The following is a 16172-nucleotide window of genomic DNA, read 5'->3' as shown; positions in this document are numbered from 1 at the left end:
TCAGCCCCTCCCCAGGAGCAGTCGGGCCTCGCCGACGGTGATGACGGAGCCGGTGACGAGGACGCCGCCGCCGGCGAACTCCCCCTCCTCCTCGGCCAGGGTGATCGCGGCCTCCAGGGCGTCCGGGAGGCGCGGCTCGACCTGCACGCGGTCCTCGCCGAAGACCTCGACGGCAAGCGCGGCGAGCTCGTCGACGTCCTGGGCGCGGTGGCTGGAGTTCTGCGTGATGACGACCTCGGCGAAGATCGGCTCGAAGGCCTCCAGGATGCCGCGGGCGTTCTTGCCGTCGCTGACGCCGACCACGCCGACGAGGCGGCTGAAGTCGAAGACCTCGCCGATGGCCCCGGCCGCGGCGCGGGCGCCCGCGGGGTTGTGCGCGGCGTCCAGGACGACGGTGGGCGAGCGCCGGACGACTTCGAGGCGGCCGGGCGAGGAGACCGTGGCGAAGGCCTTGCGGACGGTCTCGATGTCCAGCGGGCGGGCGTGCTGGGCGCCGATGCCGAAGAACGCCTCCACGGCGGCGAGGGCGACCGCGGCGTTGTGCGCCTGGTGCTCGCCGTGCAGGGGCAGGAACACCTCTTCGTACTCCCCGCCGAGGCCGCGCAGGGTGAGCAGCTGGCCGCCGACGGCGATCTGGCGGGCGGCGACGCCGAACTCCAGGCCCGCGCGGGCGACCGTCGCGTCCACCTCGACGGCCTTCTTCAGGAGCACCTGGGCGGCCTCGACGGGCTGCTGGGCCAGGATGACCGTGGCGTCCGGCTTGATGATGCCGGACTTCTCGGCGGCGATCTCGGCGGTGGTGGTGCCGAGGCGGTCGGTGTGGTCCAGGTCTATGGGCGTGACGACGGCGACGGAGGCGTCGATGACGTTCGTCGCGTCCCAGGTGCCCCCCATGCCGACCTCGACGACGGCGACGTCCACGGGGGCGTCCGCGAAGGCGGCGTACGCCATGCCGGTCATGACCTCGAAGAAGGAGAGCCGGAACTCCTCCTTGGCGTCGACCATCTCCACGTACGGCTTGATGTCCTCGTACGCCTCGATGAAGCGCTCGGCGCTGATGGGGGCGCCGTCCAGGCTGATGCGCTCGGTGATCGACTGAACGTGCGGGGAGGTGTACCTGCCGGTGCGCAGCTCGAAGGCGCCGAGGAGGGCCTCGACCATGCGGGCCGTGGACGTCTTGCCGTTCGTCCCCGTGATGTGGATCGAGGGGTACGCCCGCTGGGGCTCGCCCAGGACGTCCATCAGGGACGCGATGCGGGTGACCGACGGCTCCAGCTTGGTCTCGCCCCAGCGGTCGGCGAGCTCCGCCTCGACCACGCGCAGCGCGCGGTCGACCTCCGGGTCGGCCGGGCGCGACGGGACGTCGGCCTCGGGCGGGCCCGACTGGGCGCGCAGGGTGCGGCTGCCCGCTTCGATGACGGCGAGGTCGGGATCGCGCTCGGTCTCGGCCCCGACGAGTCGGTCGAACTCGTCGAGCCCGTCGGCCGCGCCGGTGTCACCGGCCGTGCCGATCTTGTCGTTCTCGCCGAGCTCGTGGATCTCGTCGGCGGGTCCGCGCTCGTCGTCGTCGCGCTGGCTGTCGTTCGGAGGGAGGTCGCTCACGTACGCCAGTCTACGGAGGAGTGCTGACAGCGGCCCTGGGGACCGGCCCGTCGCGGGGTCCGCGAGGCCCTGCGGGCCCCTCAGGACCTTGGACCCGTCCGATTCGGGACCTTGGCCCCTCCGCGCCCCGTTTCCGCCGGGCAAACTTGGCGATCATGGACATAGGCATCGACCTCGGCACCGCCAACACCCTTCTCTACGTACGCGGTCAGGGCATCGTGCTCAACGAGCCGTCCGTGGTCGCCGTCAAGGCGGGCGCGCGCCACGCGCTGGCCGTCGGGACGGAGGCCAAGGAGACCATCGGGCGCACCCCGGGCTCCATCACCGCGATCCGGCCCCTCAAGGACGGCGTGATCAGCGACTTCGAGGCCGCCGAGGAGATGATCCGGCACTTCGTGCGCAAGGCCGTGCCCGGGCGCAGGCCGCGTACGCGCATGGTGATCTGTGTCCCCAGCGGCGTCACGCAGGTCGAGCGGCGCGCCATCGTGCACGCCTCGCAGCGGGCCGGGGCGCGGGCCGTCCACCTCGTCGAGGAGCCGATGGCGGCGGCGATCGGGGCGGGGCTCCCGGTGGCCGAGCCGCGCGGGTCGATGATCGTGGACATCGGCGGGGGCACGTCCGAGGTGGCCGTCATCTCCCTCGGCGGGATCGTGACGGCGCAGTCCCTGCGGGTCGGCGGGGACCGGCTCGACACGGCCATCACGGACTACGTACGCCGGGAGCACTCGCTCCTCGTCGGCGAGCGGACCGCCGAGGACGTCAAGGTCGCCATCGGGTCGGCGTGGCCCGTGCCCGGCGAGGAGGACTTCGAGCAGCGGACGTTCACCGTGCGGGGGCGGGAGAAGGTCGGGGGGCTGCCCAAGACGGTGGAGCTGACCGTGCGGGAGGTGCGGGCCGCGCTCGACGAGCCCGTCGAGGCCATCATCGCCGCGGTGCGCACCACCCTGGAGGAGTGCCCGCCCGAGCTGTCCGGCGACGTCATGGAGCACGGCATCGTCCTCACCGGCGGCGGTGCGCTCCTGCCCGGCCTGGACCTCCGCCTCGCCTCCGCCACCGGCATCCCCGTCTTCGTCGCCGACGACCCGCTGGACAGCGTGGCGCTCGGCTGCGGGAAGTGCGTGGAGGACTTCGACGGGCTGGAGCGGATGCTGTCCGCGGCGTAGGCCGTCCGGCCGGGTGGGGGACGGGGGTGCCCCGTGGGCCGGGGTGGCCGCCGATCGCTGCGCGCTCGCCGACGCCGAGCGCGAGTCCCCGGCCCGTCCGGCGTTCGAGGACGAGCGCGGAGCGCGATGGGGCCCGCCCCGGACGGGGTCAGGTGAGGTCGCCGGTGGGGAGGTCGGCCTCCACGACGTACGCGCCCGCATGGGGGCCCGCCGTGAAGGTACCGCCCACCGCGTGGACCCGCTCCGCCATCCCGGCCGTCCCGATCCCGGCCGACACAGGCGCGACCCTCGCGGCCCCGGCGCCCGAGAGCCCGACACCCGAGCGCCCGGCACCCGCGAACCCGGCTCCCGCCGGACCCGGCGCGGACCCGGCCGCCCCCACCGCCCCCACCGCCCCCACCGGCAAGGCGTTGCGCACTGTCACCCGAAGCCGCCCCCCGGCCACCCGCACCCGGACCTCGACGACCTCCCCCGGCGCGTGCTTCGCCGCGTTCGTGAGGCACTCCTGCACCACCCGGTGCACCGCGGCCTGGCGCAGCGGCGAGAGCCGGTAGGCGGCGCCGTCGACGAGCAGCTCCACGGGACTGCCCGCCCGCCCGCTCGCGGCGGCCAGTTCGGGCAAGGCCTCCAGGCCGGGAGTAGGCGTTCCGTCCACCCCGCGCTGGACGATGATCTCGTTGAGCATCCGGTGCGCCGACCGCGCGGTCTGCGACAGCTCGTCGAACCCGGTCGCGTACGGCGTCGACCCGGCACGCCGGGCGAGGACCTGCGAGCGCACGCTCAGCAGCGTCAGCTCGCGTCCGACGAAGTCGTGCACGTCCCGCGCGATCCGCAGCCGCTCCTGCTGGACGGCTTCGAGGGCCTGCGTCGCGGCCCGCTGGGCCTGAAGCTCCCGCACCAGGTCCTGCCGGTTGGCCGCGACCCCGACACCCGCCGCGAGCACCCCGATCGGCACGACCAGGCTCAGGAACTCGCTGAGGGTCTCCCCGCGGTGCACCGGCCAGCCGGGCAGGGTGAACATCACGTACGCGAACGAGACGTATCCGGCGACCCCCACCGCCCCGGCGAGCCGCCCCCGGTAGCGCCCCAGCGAGTACAGCGCGAACTGCGCGAGCGTCAGCTCGTGCAGCCAGCCGAGCAGCACCAGCGCGACGACGAACGGCACCCACGGCGCGACCCGCCGCACGAGCAGCGACGACGCGCCCGCCGTGAGGACGAGGGCGGCCATGACGCCGTTGAGGGAGTTGTCGCCGGCCGCGAGCCCCGGGACGTCGAGGGCCATCAGGGCGAGGCAGGCCAGAGCGGTGAGCACGTCCAGGGCCCGCGGTTCGCGTGCGCACCGCTGAGCGAGGCGACGGGCCGCGGCCGCCGCCTTGCGTAGCGCCTCGGCGGCGGGCAGGTCGTACATGGCCCTCCCATCATCCCTGGACTCTCGTCCGCGACACATCGGACTTTTGGCCTTGATGTCCGCCGGGCGGTGCCCCGGAGCGATGAGCCGGAGCGATGACCTGGGCTGCGCCCCGCACCACGGCCGCGGGGCCGCCGAATGGGGCCCGGGCCCGGGGGCACCCGGCGAATCGGGTGTACCCACGGCGCGGCTGACGCGCCCCCGGGAGGACCGGAGTTCCAATCGGACCATGTGGTATGCCCAGAATCCGGGTCGACGGACCCGTCAGCTCGCCGGTGACGCCGCGGTCCTGCTGTGGACCGCGGCCTGGACCGCCGCCGCGGTCGTCGCGTACCGCCTCGCCGTCCTCCTCACCCGCCCGGGGCCGGACTCCGGCGTCGCCTCCTCCGGCTCGCCCGCCGCGCGCCTGCCCCTCGTCGGCGACGACGTCGGCGCCGCGCTGCGCTCCGTGGTGGGCGTCGTGGACGACGTCGACCCGGTGACGATGCGCGCCGGGCTCGTGGTGAGCGCGGTCGCCCTGCTCCTGGTGCCGGTCGGCCTCGTCCTCGCCCGCTGGCTGCCGCGCCGCCTGCGCTGGGTCCGGCAGGCCGCCGCCGCCCGGGAACTCGCCGAGTCCGACGACGGCCGCGAACTCCTCGCCCTGCGCTCCCTGCTCCGCCCCCTCGACGAGGTCGCCGCGACCGCCGCCGCCCTCGCCGGCACCCCCGGCCTGCCCGACGCCACCCCCGGCAGCCTCGCCGAGGGCTGGCGCGGCGCCGACCCGCGCGTGCTCGACGCGCTCGCGAACGCCGAGCTGGAGCGCCTGGGCCTCGCACCGGGACCGGGCACGGCACCGGCGGGGCCGGCGGTGGCCGAGCCCGCCGTATGACGGCTGAGCCGCGGGGCCTGCACGCCCCGTACAGCGACGCGGTGCTGCGCGCCATCCCGCTCGGCGCGCTGCTCGTCGGCGAGGACGGCCGGGTGGTCGCGGCCAATCCGCAGTTCGCGACGGTGTGCGGCATCGAGGGCGTCGACCTGTCGACGGGTGCGTCGGCCGAGCCCATCGCCGAGGCGATGACGCGGCTCCTCCCGGACGTGGACCTCGCGTCGGCGGGCTCGCTGCGCAGCCAGTTCGTGCGCAAGGCGGAGCTGCGCCTGGTCGACGGCCGCACCCTGCGCCGCAGCCGCCAGCCGATCGACGCGGGCGACACCCGCCTCGGCGTCCTGTGGCTGGTCGAGGACATCACCGACCAGCTCCGGTACGAGGACGACCTGCACCGGCACATCGACACCCTCGGCGAACTGGCCCGCGACCGCGCCGAGTTCGCCGCCCGCACCTCCCACGAGCTGCGCACCCCGCTGGCCACCGTGCTCACCTTCTGCGAACTCCTCGCCGACCCGGCCGCGGGCCCCCTCACCGCCGCCCAGCGCGAATACGTCGACACCATCCGGCGCGGCGCCCAGCGCATGCACGACATGGCCGACGGCCTCCTGCACCGCTACGCCCAGGCCGCCGGCGCCGCCCCGCCCGCCTACGCCCCGCTCGACCCCGGCCCCCTCCTGGCCCGGCTCGTCGCCGACACCACTCCCCTGGCCACCCGGGGCGGCGTCTTCGTCAGCCTCGACCTGCCCGCCGCCCGCCCGCCACTCGTCGCCGACGCCGACCAGCTGGAGCGGGCGCTCGCCGCGCTGCTCGACAACGCCGTGAAGTTCACCCCGGCGGGCGGCGGCGTCACGGTCACGGCGCGCCCGTACGAGAACGGCTCCCCCGGCTCTGCCGGCCCTCCCGGCTCCCCCGGCTGGGAGTTCACCGTGCGCGACGACGGCATCGGCATCCCCAAGGAGTTCCACGAGGAGGTCTTCACCGAGTTCGTGCGGGCCCCCAACGCCCGCCGCGGCCCCTACCCCGGCACCGGGCTCGGCCTCAGCGTCGTGCGCGACGCGGTGCGGCAGCACGCGGGCAGCGTCACCCTGCACAGCGCCGAGGGCCACGGCACCAGCGTCGAGGTGCGGCTGCCCGCCGCCGGGCCGCCCGGGAGCGGCCCGGCATGACCTGCCTGCTGCTCGTCGAGGACGACCCCGACCTCGGGCTCGCGCTGCGGGTCCTCTTCACCCGCGCCGGATACGAGGTCGTGGCCGCCGACGACGGCCAGGCGGCGCTGCGGCTCCTCTTCGCCCGACGACCCGCCCTGATGGTCCTCGACCTGGTCCTGCCGGGCCTCGACGGCTGGGAGGTCCTCGACCGCACCCGCGACCTCACCGACCTGCCCGTCCTCATCCTGTCCGGCCGCACCAGCCCCGCCGAACGCGTCCGCGGCCTGCGCTCCGGCGCCGACGACTACCTGTGCAAGCCCTTCGACCACCTGGAGCTCCTGGCCCGCGTCGAGGCGCTCCTGCGCCGCAGCAACCCCGAGCAGTGGCGCGGCGACTACGTCGAAGCGGGCCTCCGTCTGGTCCCCGAACGCCGTTCGGCCGTCTGGCAGGGCCACGAGACCCGCCTGAGCGCCATCGAGTACCGCCTCCTCGAAGTCCTCGTCCGCAACCGCGGCCGCGTGGTCACCACCGAGCAGCTCCTCGACCTCGTCTGGGACGACCCCGACGCGACGGGCCGCGAACGCGTGAAGTTCGCGGTGCTGCGCCTGCGCAGGAAACTCGCCGTCGGGGACGGCGAGGACCCCTTGGAGTCGGTCAGGGGCATGGGCTACCGGTACCGGGATGCGAGCCCGTCCGGCGATTGAGGACGAGGCCCGAAGGGCCGACAGGCGGGGTAGCGGGGTAGCGGGGTAAGGGGCGCAGCCCATGAGGGGTCGGAGGGCCATAAGTCCCAGCCGCTCGGGGCCCATGGGCCAGGGCCTTCGCCCCGAACCAGCCTCGGCCGAAGGCTCGCAACCGAGCAGCAACCGAAGACCCCCTGCCCCGGCAACCCACACCCCCCACGCTCCTGAAGTCCACACCCCCCCCACCCGCCAGGAGCCCACCCCGTGACGCCCGCCGCCCCGGTGACCCGGATCCCCACGCCCCCGCTGCCCCACCGCTCCGTGGCCATCGTCCTCGGCACCCGCCCCGAACTCGTCAAGCTCGCCCACCTGGTCCGCCTCCTCGGCCCCGCCGCGCACCTGATCCACACCGGCCAGCACTACGACGCCGACCTCTCGGGCCGCTTCCTGACCGAGCTGGGCCTGCCCGAGCCGACCCTCCTCGACGGCGTCGGCGGCCAGCCCCGCGCCGTCCAGATCTCCGCCGCCCTGACCCAGCTCGACGGCCTGTTCGCGGCCGAGCCCCCGCTGGCCGTGGTGGTGCAGGGCGACACCAACGCCTCCCTGGCCGGGGCGCTCGCGGCGAACTCGCGCGGCATTCCCCTGGTGCACGTCGAGGCGGGCCTGCGCAGCCACGACCGCGCGATGCCCGAGGAGCACAACCGCGTCGTCATCGACCAGCTCGCGGACGTCCTGTGCGCGGCGACCGAGGACAACCGGGACCTGCTGCGCGCCGAGGGCGTCCCGGCCGGACGCGTCGCCGTCACGGGCAACACCGTCGTCGAGGCCGTACAGGAGCACCTGCCCGCCGAGGCGGAGCGCGCCGCGCTGCTCGCCACGCACGGCGTCACCGCCGACCGCTACCTCCTCGCCACCGTGCACCGCCCGGAGAACACCGACGACCCGGCCGCCCTGCGCGCCATCCTCAGCGAACTGGCGGCCCTCGCCGCCGACCTGCCGGTGCTCTTCGCCGTCCACCCCCGCACCAAGGCGCGCCTCGAAGCCGCCGGGCTCGGGCACCTGCTGGCCTCGCTCACGGTCCTTCCGCCGCTCGGGTACGGGGAGTTCCTCGCGCTCGCCCGGCACGCCGCGGTGCTCGTCTCCGACTCGGGGGGCGTGCAGGAGGAGACCACCGTCCTCGGACGGCCGCTCGTCGTCGTGCGCCGTTCCACGGAGCGGCCCGAGGCCATGGACTCCGGCTTCGCCGAGCTGGTCGGCCCCGGGCGGGCGATCGGCCGGGCCGTCCGGCGGCGTCTCGCCGAGGGCGAGGCGGGACTGCGGCGGCTGACGGCCGCGCCCTCGCCGTTCGGGGACGGGCTCGCCTCCCAGCGCATCGTGGCCCTCCTGGGCGCGGTCGCCTCGGGGCGGCGGCCCGAGCAGCTCTCCTTCGCCGCCTGACCCCTCCCTATGGGGGCTGCTCCCCCTCTCCCCCTGCCTTTCGGCCCTCCGGGCCTCGTCCTCAATCGCCGGACGGGCTCACATGTCCCCCGCTCGCCGGACGGGCTCAGATGTCCGCCGGACGGGCTCAAGGATCCCCCTCGCCGTACACCCCCCACACACACAAACCCCCCGAGGACCCCGTGCTCACCCCCCACCACCTCCTCTACGCCCTGCCCTTCTTCCTCCTCGCCTGCTTCCTGCTCTACTGGGCCGGTGCCCGGCACGCCTACACGCGTCGCGAGCCCACCCCGGACGGCGACCCCGCGGCCTTCGACTGGCACTTCTTCGTGCCGTGCCGGGACGAGGAGACCGTGATCGGCGCGACCGTCACCCAGCTGCGCGCCGACTTCCCGGCCGCGCACGTGTGGGTGGTCGACGACGACAGCGACGACACCACGGCGGCCGTCGTGACCGCGCTCGCCGACGGTGACGACCACGTCCACCTGGTCTCGCGCCGCCGCCCCGACGCCCGTATCGGCAAGGGCGCGGCCCTGAACTCGGCGTACGCGGCCCTGAACGACTTCCTGCCCGCGGGGGCCGACCGCTCCCGCGCCGTCGTGTGCGTCGTCGACGCCGACGGCCGCCTCGCGCCCGACGCGCTCGCGCGGGTCAGCGGCGGCACCGGCTTCGGTGACCCGGAGATGGGCGGGGTGCAGGTCAGCGTGCGGATGCGCAATGTCACCGAGCGGCGTCCGCTGCCCGAGCGCGGGCGGGTCGCCAACGCCGTCGCGCGGCTGCTCGTGCGGATGCAGGACATGGAGTTCGCGGTGTCCAACGCGGGCATGCAGCTCCTGCGCGGCCGCACCGGTTCCGTCGGTCTCGGCGGCAACGGCCAGTTCACGCGGCTCACCGCGCTCGACCGGATCGCCGCCGCCGAGCGCCGCCCGTGGCAGCGCGACGCGCTCCTGGAGGACTACGAGCTGGGCCTGCACATGATCCTCGGCGGCTACCGCGTCGCCCACATCGCCGACACCCACGTCTCGCAGGAGGGCCTGCCGCGCGCCCGGCGCTTCCTCACCCAGCGCACCCGCTGGGCCCAGGGCAACCTGCAGTGCGTGCGTTACGCGCCCCGCATCGTGGGCTCCCGGCACTACTCGGGCCGCGGTGTCCTGGAGACCCTGTACACGTTCATGCAGCCCCTGGCGCACGTGGCGACGCTCGTCCTGAGCGTGATCCTGCTCGCCGCCGTCGTCGCCGGCGGCTCGATGCGGGACGCGTTCCTCGGCAACTGGCCGCTGATCCTGATCCTGTGCGCTCTGTCGGTGCTGCCGTTCGTGGCCTGGGGCCCGCTCTACCGCAGGGACTTCGCCCCGGACCGCTCCCGCCTCACAGGGCTGCTGTGGGGGCTCGCCCTGTGGCTGTACGCGTACCACGTGTTCATCGTGTCGGCGCGCGGGTTCCTGCGCCTGCTGCGGGGCCGCAACGGCTGGGCGAAGACGCGGCGCAACGCGGAGGTCGTGGGGACGGGGCCGGTGGCGACGGAGGCCTGACCGGCCGGTGTACGGACACGAGGGCGCCCGGAACCGTTCGGTTCCGGGCGCCCTCGTTCCTGTCTGAGGTGCCTTACGCGGCCGGGAGGTTGTCCAGCTGCGTCTGGAGGCGCGCGATGTCCTCCTCGGCCTTGGCGAGGCGGCCGCGGATCTTGTCCACGACGTTGTCGGGCGCCTTGGCGAGGAACGCCTCGTTGCCGAGCTTGGCCGTGGCCTGCGCCTTCTCCTTCTCGGCGGCCGCCAGGTCCTTGGCGAGGCGCTTGCGCTCCGCCGCCACGTCGATCGTGCCGGACAGGTCGAGGGCGACGCTCGCGCCCGCCACCGGCAGCGTCGCCGTCGCCGCGAAGGACTCGCCCTCGGGCTGGAGGCGAAGCAGCTGACGGACCGCGGCCTCGTGCGGGGCGAACGGCGTTCCGTCCAGGGTGAGGCGGGCCGGGACCTTCTGGCCGGGCTGGAGGCCCTGGTCGGCGCGGAACCTGCGGACCTCGGTGACCAGGTCCTGGAGGGAGAGGATCTCCTTCTCGGCGGCCTCGTCCCGGAAGCCACTGTCCTTGGGCCAGTCGGCGACGACCACGGACTCACCGCCGGTGAGCGTCGTCCACAGGGTCTCCGTCACGAACGGCACGACCGGGTGCAGCAGGCGCAGCGTGACGTCGAGGACCTCGCCGAGGACGCGCTTGCTGACCTCGGCGGCCGGGCCGCCCGCCATGAACGTGGTCTTGGACAGCTCCACGTACCAGTCGAAGACCTCGTCCCACGCGAAGTGGAACAGGGCGTCGGAGAGCTTCGCGAACTGGTAGTCCTCGTACAGGCCGTCGACCTCGGCGACCACCGTGTTCAGGCGGGAGAGGATCCAGCGGTCGGTGGCCGACATCTCGGCGGCGTCCGGCAGCGGGCCCTCGACGGTGGCGCCGTTCATGAGGGCGAAGCGGGTGGCGTTCCAGATCTTGTTGGCGAAGTTCCGGGAGCCCTGCACCCAGTCCTCGCCGATCGGCACGTCCACGCCCGGGTTGGCGCCGCGGGCGAGGGTGAAGCGGAGCGCGTCGGAGCCGTACTTGTCCATCCAGTCCAGCGGGTTGACCGCGTTGCCGAAGGACTTCGACATCTTCTTGCCGAACTGGTCGCGGACCATGCCGTGCAGGGCGATGGTGTGGAACGGCGGGGTGCCGTCCATCGCGTACAGGCCGAACATCATCATCCGGGCGACCCAGAAGAAGAGGATGTCGTAGCCGGTGACCAGGACGGAGTTCGGGTAGAACTTCGCGAGGCTGTCGGTCTTCTCGGGCCAGCCGAGCGTGGAGAACGGCCACAGGCCGGAGGAGAACCAGGTGTCGAGGACGTCGGTGTCCTGCGTCCAGCCCTCGCCGGTGGGCGGCTCCTCGTCGGGGCCGACGCAGACGATCTCGCCGTTCGGGCCGTACCAGACGGGGATGCGGTGGCCCCACCAGAGCTGGCGCGAGATGCACCAGTCGTGGAGGTTGTCGACCCAGTCGAAGTAGCGCTTCTCCATCTCCTGCGGGTGGATCTTGACCTGGCCGTCGCGGACCGCGTCACCGGCGGCCTTGGCGAGCGGGCCGACCTTGACCCACCACTGCATGGACAGGCGCGGCTCGACGGTGGTCTTGCAGCGCGAGCAGTGTCCGACGGAGTGGGAGTAGGGCCGCTTCTCGGCGACGATGCGGCCCTCGGCGCGCAGCGCGCCGACGATGGCGGAGCGGGCCTCAAGGCGGTCCAGGCCCTGGAAGGGGCCGGGGACGGTGATGACGGCGTGCTCGTCCATGACCGCGATGTTGGGCAGCGAGTGGCGCTGGCCGATCTCGAAGTCGTTCGGGTCGTGGGCGGGCGTCACCTTGACGGCGCCGGTGCCGAACTCGGGGTCGACGTGCTCGTCCGCGACGACGGGGATGGAGCGGTCGGTGAGCGGGAGCTTGATGAGCTTGCCGACGAGGTGCTTGTACCGCTCGTCGTCGGGGTGCACGGCGACGGCGGTGTCACCGAGCATGGTCTCGGCGCGGGTGGTGGCGACGACGATGGTCTCGTCGCCCTCGCCGTACGTCATCGAGACGAGCTCGCCGTCGTCGTCCTGGTACTCGACCTCGATGTCGGAGATCGCCGTCAGACAGCGGGGGCACCAGTTGATGATGCGCTCGGCGCGGTAGATCAGCTCGTCGTCGTAGAGCCGCTTGAAGATCGTCTGGACGGCCTTGGACAGGCCCTCGTCCATGGTGAAGCGCTCGCGGGACCAGGCGACGCCGTCGCCGAGGCGGCGCATCTGCCCGCTGATCTGGCCGCCGGACTCGCCCTTCCACTGCCAGACGCGCTCGACGAAGGCCTCGCGGCCGAGGTCGTGGCGGGACTTGCCCTCCTTGCCGAGCTCGCGCTCGACGACGTTCTGGGTGGCGATGCCCGCGTGGTCCATGCCCGGCTGCCACAGGACCTCGTAGCCCTGCATGCGCTTGCGGCGGGTGAGGGCGTCGATGAGGGTGTGCTCGAAGGCGTGGCCCAGGTGCAGGCTGCCGGTCACGTTCGGCGGCGGGATGACGATGGTGTACGGCGGCTTGTCGCTGCTGGCGTCCGCGTCGAAGTAACCGCGCTCCACCCAGCGCTCGTACAGCGTCCCCTCTACCTCGGACGGCGCGTACTGCGTCGGGAGTTCGGGGACGGTCGCTGGGGGCTGCTGCTGAGCGTTCTCGGTCACGCGCCCAGTTTAGGGGTGTCACAGACTGGTCCCGAAACCAGAATCTTCAGTAACGGTTGACTCTCCGGGGCCCACGGGGGTCCTCGCGTCGGTGAGGATGTTGGGAACACATAAGCGCGCGGGAAAACGTAGTCGCGCTCAGGCGTTCGAGGGGAACCCCAGTAATGAGCTACAACCAGCCGGGCCCGTACGGCGGGCAGCAGCCGCAGCAGCCCGGGCCGTACGGCGGCCAGCCTCAGCAGCCTGGCCCCTACGGCCAGCCGCCGCAGGCCCCGCAGCCCGGCTACGGCTACCCCCAGCAGGCGCCCCAGGGCGTCCCGCCGCAGCAGCCGCCCGGGTACGGCTACCCGCAGCAGCCGCCGGGCGCCCCGTACGGCCAGCCGCAGCAGCCCGGCCCGTACGGGCAGCAGCCGCAGGCCCCGTACGGCCAGGTCCCGCCCCCGCCCGGCGGTGGCGGCGGCAAGAAGACGGGCCTGATCATCGGCGCCGTCGCGGTCGTCGCGGCCATCGGCGTCGGCGCCTACTTCGTCTTCGGCGGCAGCGCTAGCGGCTCCGGCACGGTCAAGGACGACGGCCCGCACAAGCTGACCACGCCCGAGACGGTCCTCTCGGACTACAACAAGAAGCCGAACAGCGACTCCGCCAGCGACATGTCGTCCAGCGAGATCGCCAAGGCCGAGGAGTACGGGGTGAAGAACCCCACCGAGGTCAAGGCCCAGTACATGGCGGGCACCCGGGAGAACCCCCTGGGGCAGAAGATCCTCCAGCTGAACGGCGTCTACGGAGACATCGAGGACCCCGAGGCGGTCGTCGACAAGATGTTCTCCTCGGCGAAGGAGAAGTCCGAGAAGAGCGACAGCGGCACCACCGGCCGCAAGGTCACGATCATCGGCGACCCGAAGTCGTACAACCCGTCCGACCTCGACGGCGCGATGATGAAGTGCCAGGAGATGAAGTACGCCATGGGATCGGGCGCGTCGACCGGCAGCACCGGGGCGCCCAAGGAGATGTCGATGGCGACCTGCATCTGGGGCGACAACAGCACGATCGGCGTCGTGGTCACCGCGGACGTGGCGAGCGCCATGGGCGGCAAGGCAGCCGACCTGGACGAGGCCGCGGAGAAGACGGCCAAGTTCCGCAAGGAAGTCCGCGTCAAGCGCTGACGCCGAGGCGCGCTTCGCGCACCGGCCAGGGCCCCGGCCTCCACGGCCGGGGCCCGCTTCCGTCACGATGGTGCGCGCAGCACCGCATCACGAAGGGGGAACCCCACACATGAGCCACAACCAGCCGGGTCCGTACGGCGGACAGCAGCCCGGTCCCTACGGCGGCGGCCAGCCGCAGCAGCCCGGACCCTACGGCCAGCAGCCGCCCCAGGGCCCTGGCTACGGCTACCCGCAGCAGCAGCCCCAGCAGCCCGGCTACGGCTACCCCCAGCAGGCCCCGCAGGGCGTCCCGCCCCAGCAGCCGCCCTACGGCCAGCCGCAGCAGCCCGGACCCTACGGGCAGCAGCCGCAGGCCCCGTACGGCCAGGTCCCGCCGCCCCCGCCGGGCGGTGGCGGCGGCAAGAAGACGGGCCTGATCATCGGCGCGGTCGCGGTCGTCGCGGCCATCGGCGTCGGCGCCTACTTCGTCCTCGGCGGCAGCGACAACGGCAGCTCCGGCACAGTCAAGGACGACGGCCCGCACAAGCTGACCACGCCCGAGACCGTCATCGACGGCGCGTTCAAGAAGAAGGCGGGCTCCGGCGGCGGCTTCGGCGGCATCAACACCGACAAGGCCGAGAAGGCCGGGGTCAAGAACGCCAAGGACGTCGGGGCGGACTACCAGTCCGGGGACACGAATAACCCGCTGGCGCTCAAGTCCATGAACTTCGGCGGTGTGTACGGCGAGATCGACGACCCCGAGAGCGTCGTGGACAAGATGTTCGCCAATGCCAAGAAGGAACAGGGCAGCGGCACGTCGAAGGCGAAGGTCGTCGGCGACCCGAAGTCGTACAACCCGTCCGACCTCGACGGCGCGATCATGAAGTGCCAGGAGATGAAGGCCGACACCAGCGGGTCGAGCGACGCCTCGGCGCCCAAGGAGGTGTCCGCGGCCGTCTGCATCTGGGGCGACAAGAGCACGATCGGCTTCACCGTGACCGTGGACGTGGCGAACGCCATGGCGGGCAAGACCGCCGACCTGGAGGACGCCGCGGAGAAGACCGCGAAGCTCCGCAAGGACACGCGCGTCAAGCTCTGATCCAGGGCAAGCACGAGGGCGCCCGGCGAGGTCAACTCGCCGGGCGCCCTTGGTGGTTCAGGTGGTGCCGCGTGCGCTTACGCGGACTTCTGCTCGCCCGCCCCGGAGCCCCGCGCATCGCGCGGCACCAGCGTCGGGTTCACGTTCGAGTGGACGACGTCCGCCGTGATGACGACGCGGGCGACATCCTTGCGGGACGGCACCTCGTACATCACCGACTGGAGGACCTCCTCCATGATGGCGCGCAGGCCGCGCGCGCCGGTCTGGCGCAGGATGGCCTGGTCGGCGATGGCCTCCAGGGCCTCGCGCTCGAAGTCCAGCTCCACGCCGTCGAGTTCGAAGAGGCGCTGGTACTGCTTGACGAGGGCGTTGCGCGGCTCGACCAGGATCTGGAGAAGCGCTTCACGGTCCAGGTTGTGCACGGACGTGATGACCGGGAGGCGGCCGATGAACTCGGGGATCATCCCGAACTTCACCAGGTCCTCCGGCATGATGTCCTCGAACTGGTCCTTCTCCTCAAGCTCCCGCTTGGAGCGGATGGTCGCGCCGAAGCCGATGCCCTTGGCGCCCGCCCGCGACTCGATGATCTTCTCCAGGCCCGCGAACGCACCGCCCACGATGAACAGCACGTTCGTCGTGTCGATCTGGATGAACTCCTGGTGCGGGTGCTTGCGGCCGCCCTGCGGCGGGACGGAGGCCGTCGTGCCCTCCAGGATCTTCAGCAGGGCCTGCTGGACGCCTTCACCCGATACGTCGCGCGTGATCGACGGGTTTTCGCTCTTCCGGGCGACCTTGTCGATCTCGTCGATGTAGATGATGCCCGTCTCGGCCTTCTTGACGTCGTAGTCGGCGGCCTGGATGAGCTTCAGGAGGATGTTCTCGACGTCCTCGCCGACATAGCCCGCCTCCGTGAGCGCCGTCGCGTCCGCGATGGCGAAGGGGACGTTCAGCATGCGGGCGAGCGTCTGCGCGAGCAGCGTCTTGCCGGAGCCGGTGGGGCCGAGCAGCAGGATGTTGGACTTCGCGAGCTCGATGGCGTCCTCGCGGCCCTGCGCGCCGCCGTTCTCCCCGGCCTGGACGCGCTTGTAGTGGTTGTAGACGGCGACGGAGAGCGCCTTCTTGGCGGGCTCCTGACCGACCACGTACCCCTCGAGGAACTCGTAGATCTCGCGGGGCTTGGGCAGTTCCTCCCAGCGGACCTCGCTCGTCTCGGCGAGTTCTTCCTCGATGATCTCGTTACAGAGATCGATGCACTCATCGCAGATGTACACGCCGGGGCCTGCGATGAGCTTCTTGACCTGCTTCTGACTCTTTCCGCAGAACGAGCACTTGAGCAGATCGCCGCCGTCACCGATGCGTGCCACGGTGTGCTTCCCCTTCGCCTGGGAGACGCCG

The 16172-nt window shown here is 72.8% G+C and carries 12 protein-coding genes; 8 read left to right on the top strand and 4 right to left on the bottom strand.

The window, feature by feature from the left end; translation table 11 throughout:
• Nucleotides 1–1602 carry a bifunctional tetrahydrofolate synthase/dihydrofolate synthase gene (folC, locus tag QUY26_RS26320; protein ID WP_436840407.1) on the bottom strand — a complete coding sequence of 534 codons (1602 nt, stop codon included), beginning with the start codon at nt 1600–1602 and terminating at the stop codon, nt 1–3.
• 155 nt (nt 1603–1757) lie between these two features.
• Between folC and QUY26_RS26315 the strand changes: the two genes are divergently transcribed.
• Nucleotides 1758–2765, top strand: coding sequence for a rod shape-determining protein (locus QUY26_RS26315; protein WP_289950798.1), 1008 nt, complete (start codon nt 1758–1760; stop codon nt 2763–2765).
• 148 nt (nt 2766–2913) lie between these two features.
• Here the strand turns inward: QUY26_RS26315 and QUY26_RS26310 are convergent, their stop codons facing one another.
• Nucleotides 2914–4173 carry a sensor histidine kinase gene (locus QUY26_RS26310; RefSeq protein ID WP_289950796.1) on the bottom strand — a complete coding sequence of 420 codons (1260 nt, stop codon included), beginning with the start codon at nt 4171–4173 and terminating at the stop codon, nt 2914–2916.
• Nucleotides 4174–4402: 229 nt separating this feature from the next.
• Here QUY26_RS26310 and QUY26_RS26305 point away from each other — a divergent pair, with 229 nt between their 5' ends.
• The 5 genes from QUY26_RS26305 to QUY26_RS26285 all read left to right on the top strand — a co-directional run bounded on the left by QUY26_RS26305 (nt 4403) and on the right by QUY26_RS26285 (nt 9838).
• Nucleotides 4403–5041 (top strand): hypothetical protein, encoded by a 639-nt coding sequence (locus QUY26_RS26305; protein ID WP_289950795.1) that lies wholly within the window; start codon nt 4403–4405, stop codon nt 5039–5041.
• Entirely contained in the window at nt 5038–6204 is a 1167-nt protein-coding gene (locus QUY26_RS26300; protein WP_289950793.1) for a PAS domain-containing sensor histidine kinase, read from the top strand. Before QUY26_RS26305 ends, QUY26_RS26300 begins: the two co-directional genes overlap by 4 nt.
• Complete coding sequence (locus QUY26_RS26295; protein WP_289950791.1) at nt 6201–6890, top strand: response regulator transcription factor; 690 nt, start codon at nt 6201–6203, stop codon at nt 6888–6890. Before QUY26_RS26300 ends, QUY26_RS26295 begins: the two co-directional genes overlap by 4 nt.
• Before the next feature lie 243 nt (nt 6891–7133).
• Nucleotides 7134–8306 carry a non-hydrolyzing UDP-N-acetylglucosamine 2-epimerase gene (wecB, locus tag QUY26_RS26290; protein ID WP_289950790.1) on the top strand — a complete coding sequence of 391 codons (1173 nt, stop codon included), beginning with the start codon at nt 7134–7136 and terminating at the stop codon, nt 8304–8306.
• 182 nt (nt 8307–8488) lie between these two features.
• Nucleotides 8489–9838, top strand: a complete 1350-nt coding sequence (locus tag QUY26_RS26285) for a glycosyltransferase family 2 protein (protein ID WP_289950789.1) — start codon at nt 8489–8491, stop codon at nt 9836–9838.
• A 73-nt stretch (nt 9839–9911) separates the two neighbouring features.
• On the opposite strand, the gene QUY26_RS26280 is transcribed toward QUY26_RS26285, so the two are convergent.
• Complete coding sequence (locus tag QUY26_RS26280; protein WP_289950788.1) at nt 9912–12536, bottom strand: valine--tRNA ligase; 2625 nt, start codon at nt 12534–12536, stop codon at nt 9912–9914.
• A 164-nt stretch (nt 12537–12700) separates the two neighbouring features.
• Here QUY26_RS26280 and QUY26_RS26275 point away from each other — a divergent pair, with 164 nt between their 5' ends.
• Together QUY26_RS26275 and QUY26_RS26270 are read left to right on the top strand one after the other, a co-directional pair.
• Nucleotides 12701–13699 (top strand): hypothetical protein, encoded by a 999-nt coding sequence (locus QUY26_RS26275; RefSeq protein ID WP_289950783.1) that lies wholly within the window; start codon nt 12701–12703, stop codon nt 13697–13699.
• A gap of 109 nt (nt 13700–13808) precedes the next feature.
• Nucleotides 13809–14777: a hypothetical protein gene (locus QUY26_RS26270; RefSeq protein WP_289950780.1), complete on the top strand. Its 969-nt coding sequence runs from the start codon at nt 13809–13811 to the stop codon at nt 14775–14777.
• A gap of 77 nt (nt 14778–14854) precedes the next feature.
• Here the strand turns inward: QUY26_RS26270 and clpX are convergent, their stop codons facing one another.
• Entirely contained in the window at nt 14855–16141 is a 1287-nt protein-coding gene (clpX, locus tag QUY26_RS26265; RefSeq protein WP_289950779.1) for an ATP-dependent Clp protease ATP-binding subunit ClpX, read from the bottom strand.
• Between the last annotated feature and the right edge of the window lie 31 nt (nt 16142–16172).

Origin of the sequence: Streptomyces flavofungini (assembly GCF_030388665.1) — a bacterium.
In the GTDB taxonomy this organism is placed as follows: domain Bacteria; phylum Actinomycetota; class Actinomycetes; order Streptomycetales; family Streptomycetaceae; genus Streptomyces; species Streptomyces flavofungini_A.
This window is presented reverse-complemented; position numbering and strand designations above follow the sequence as displayed.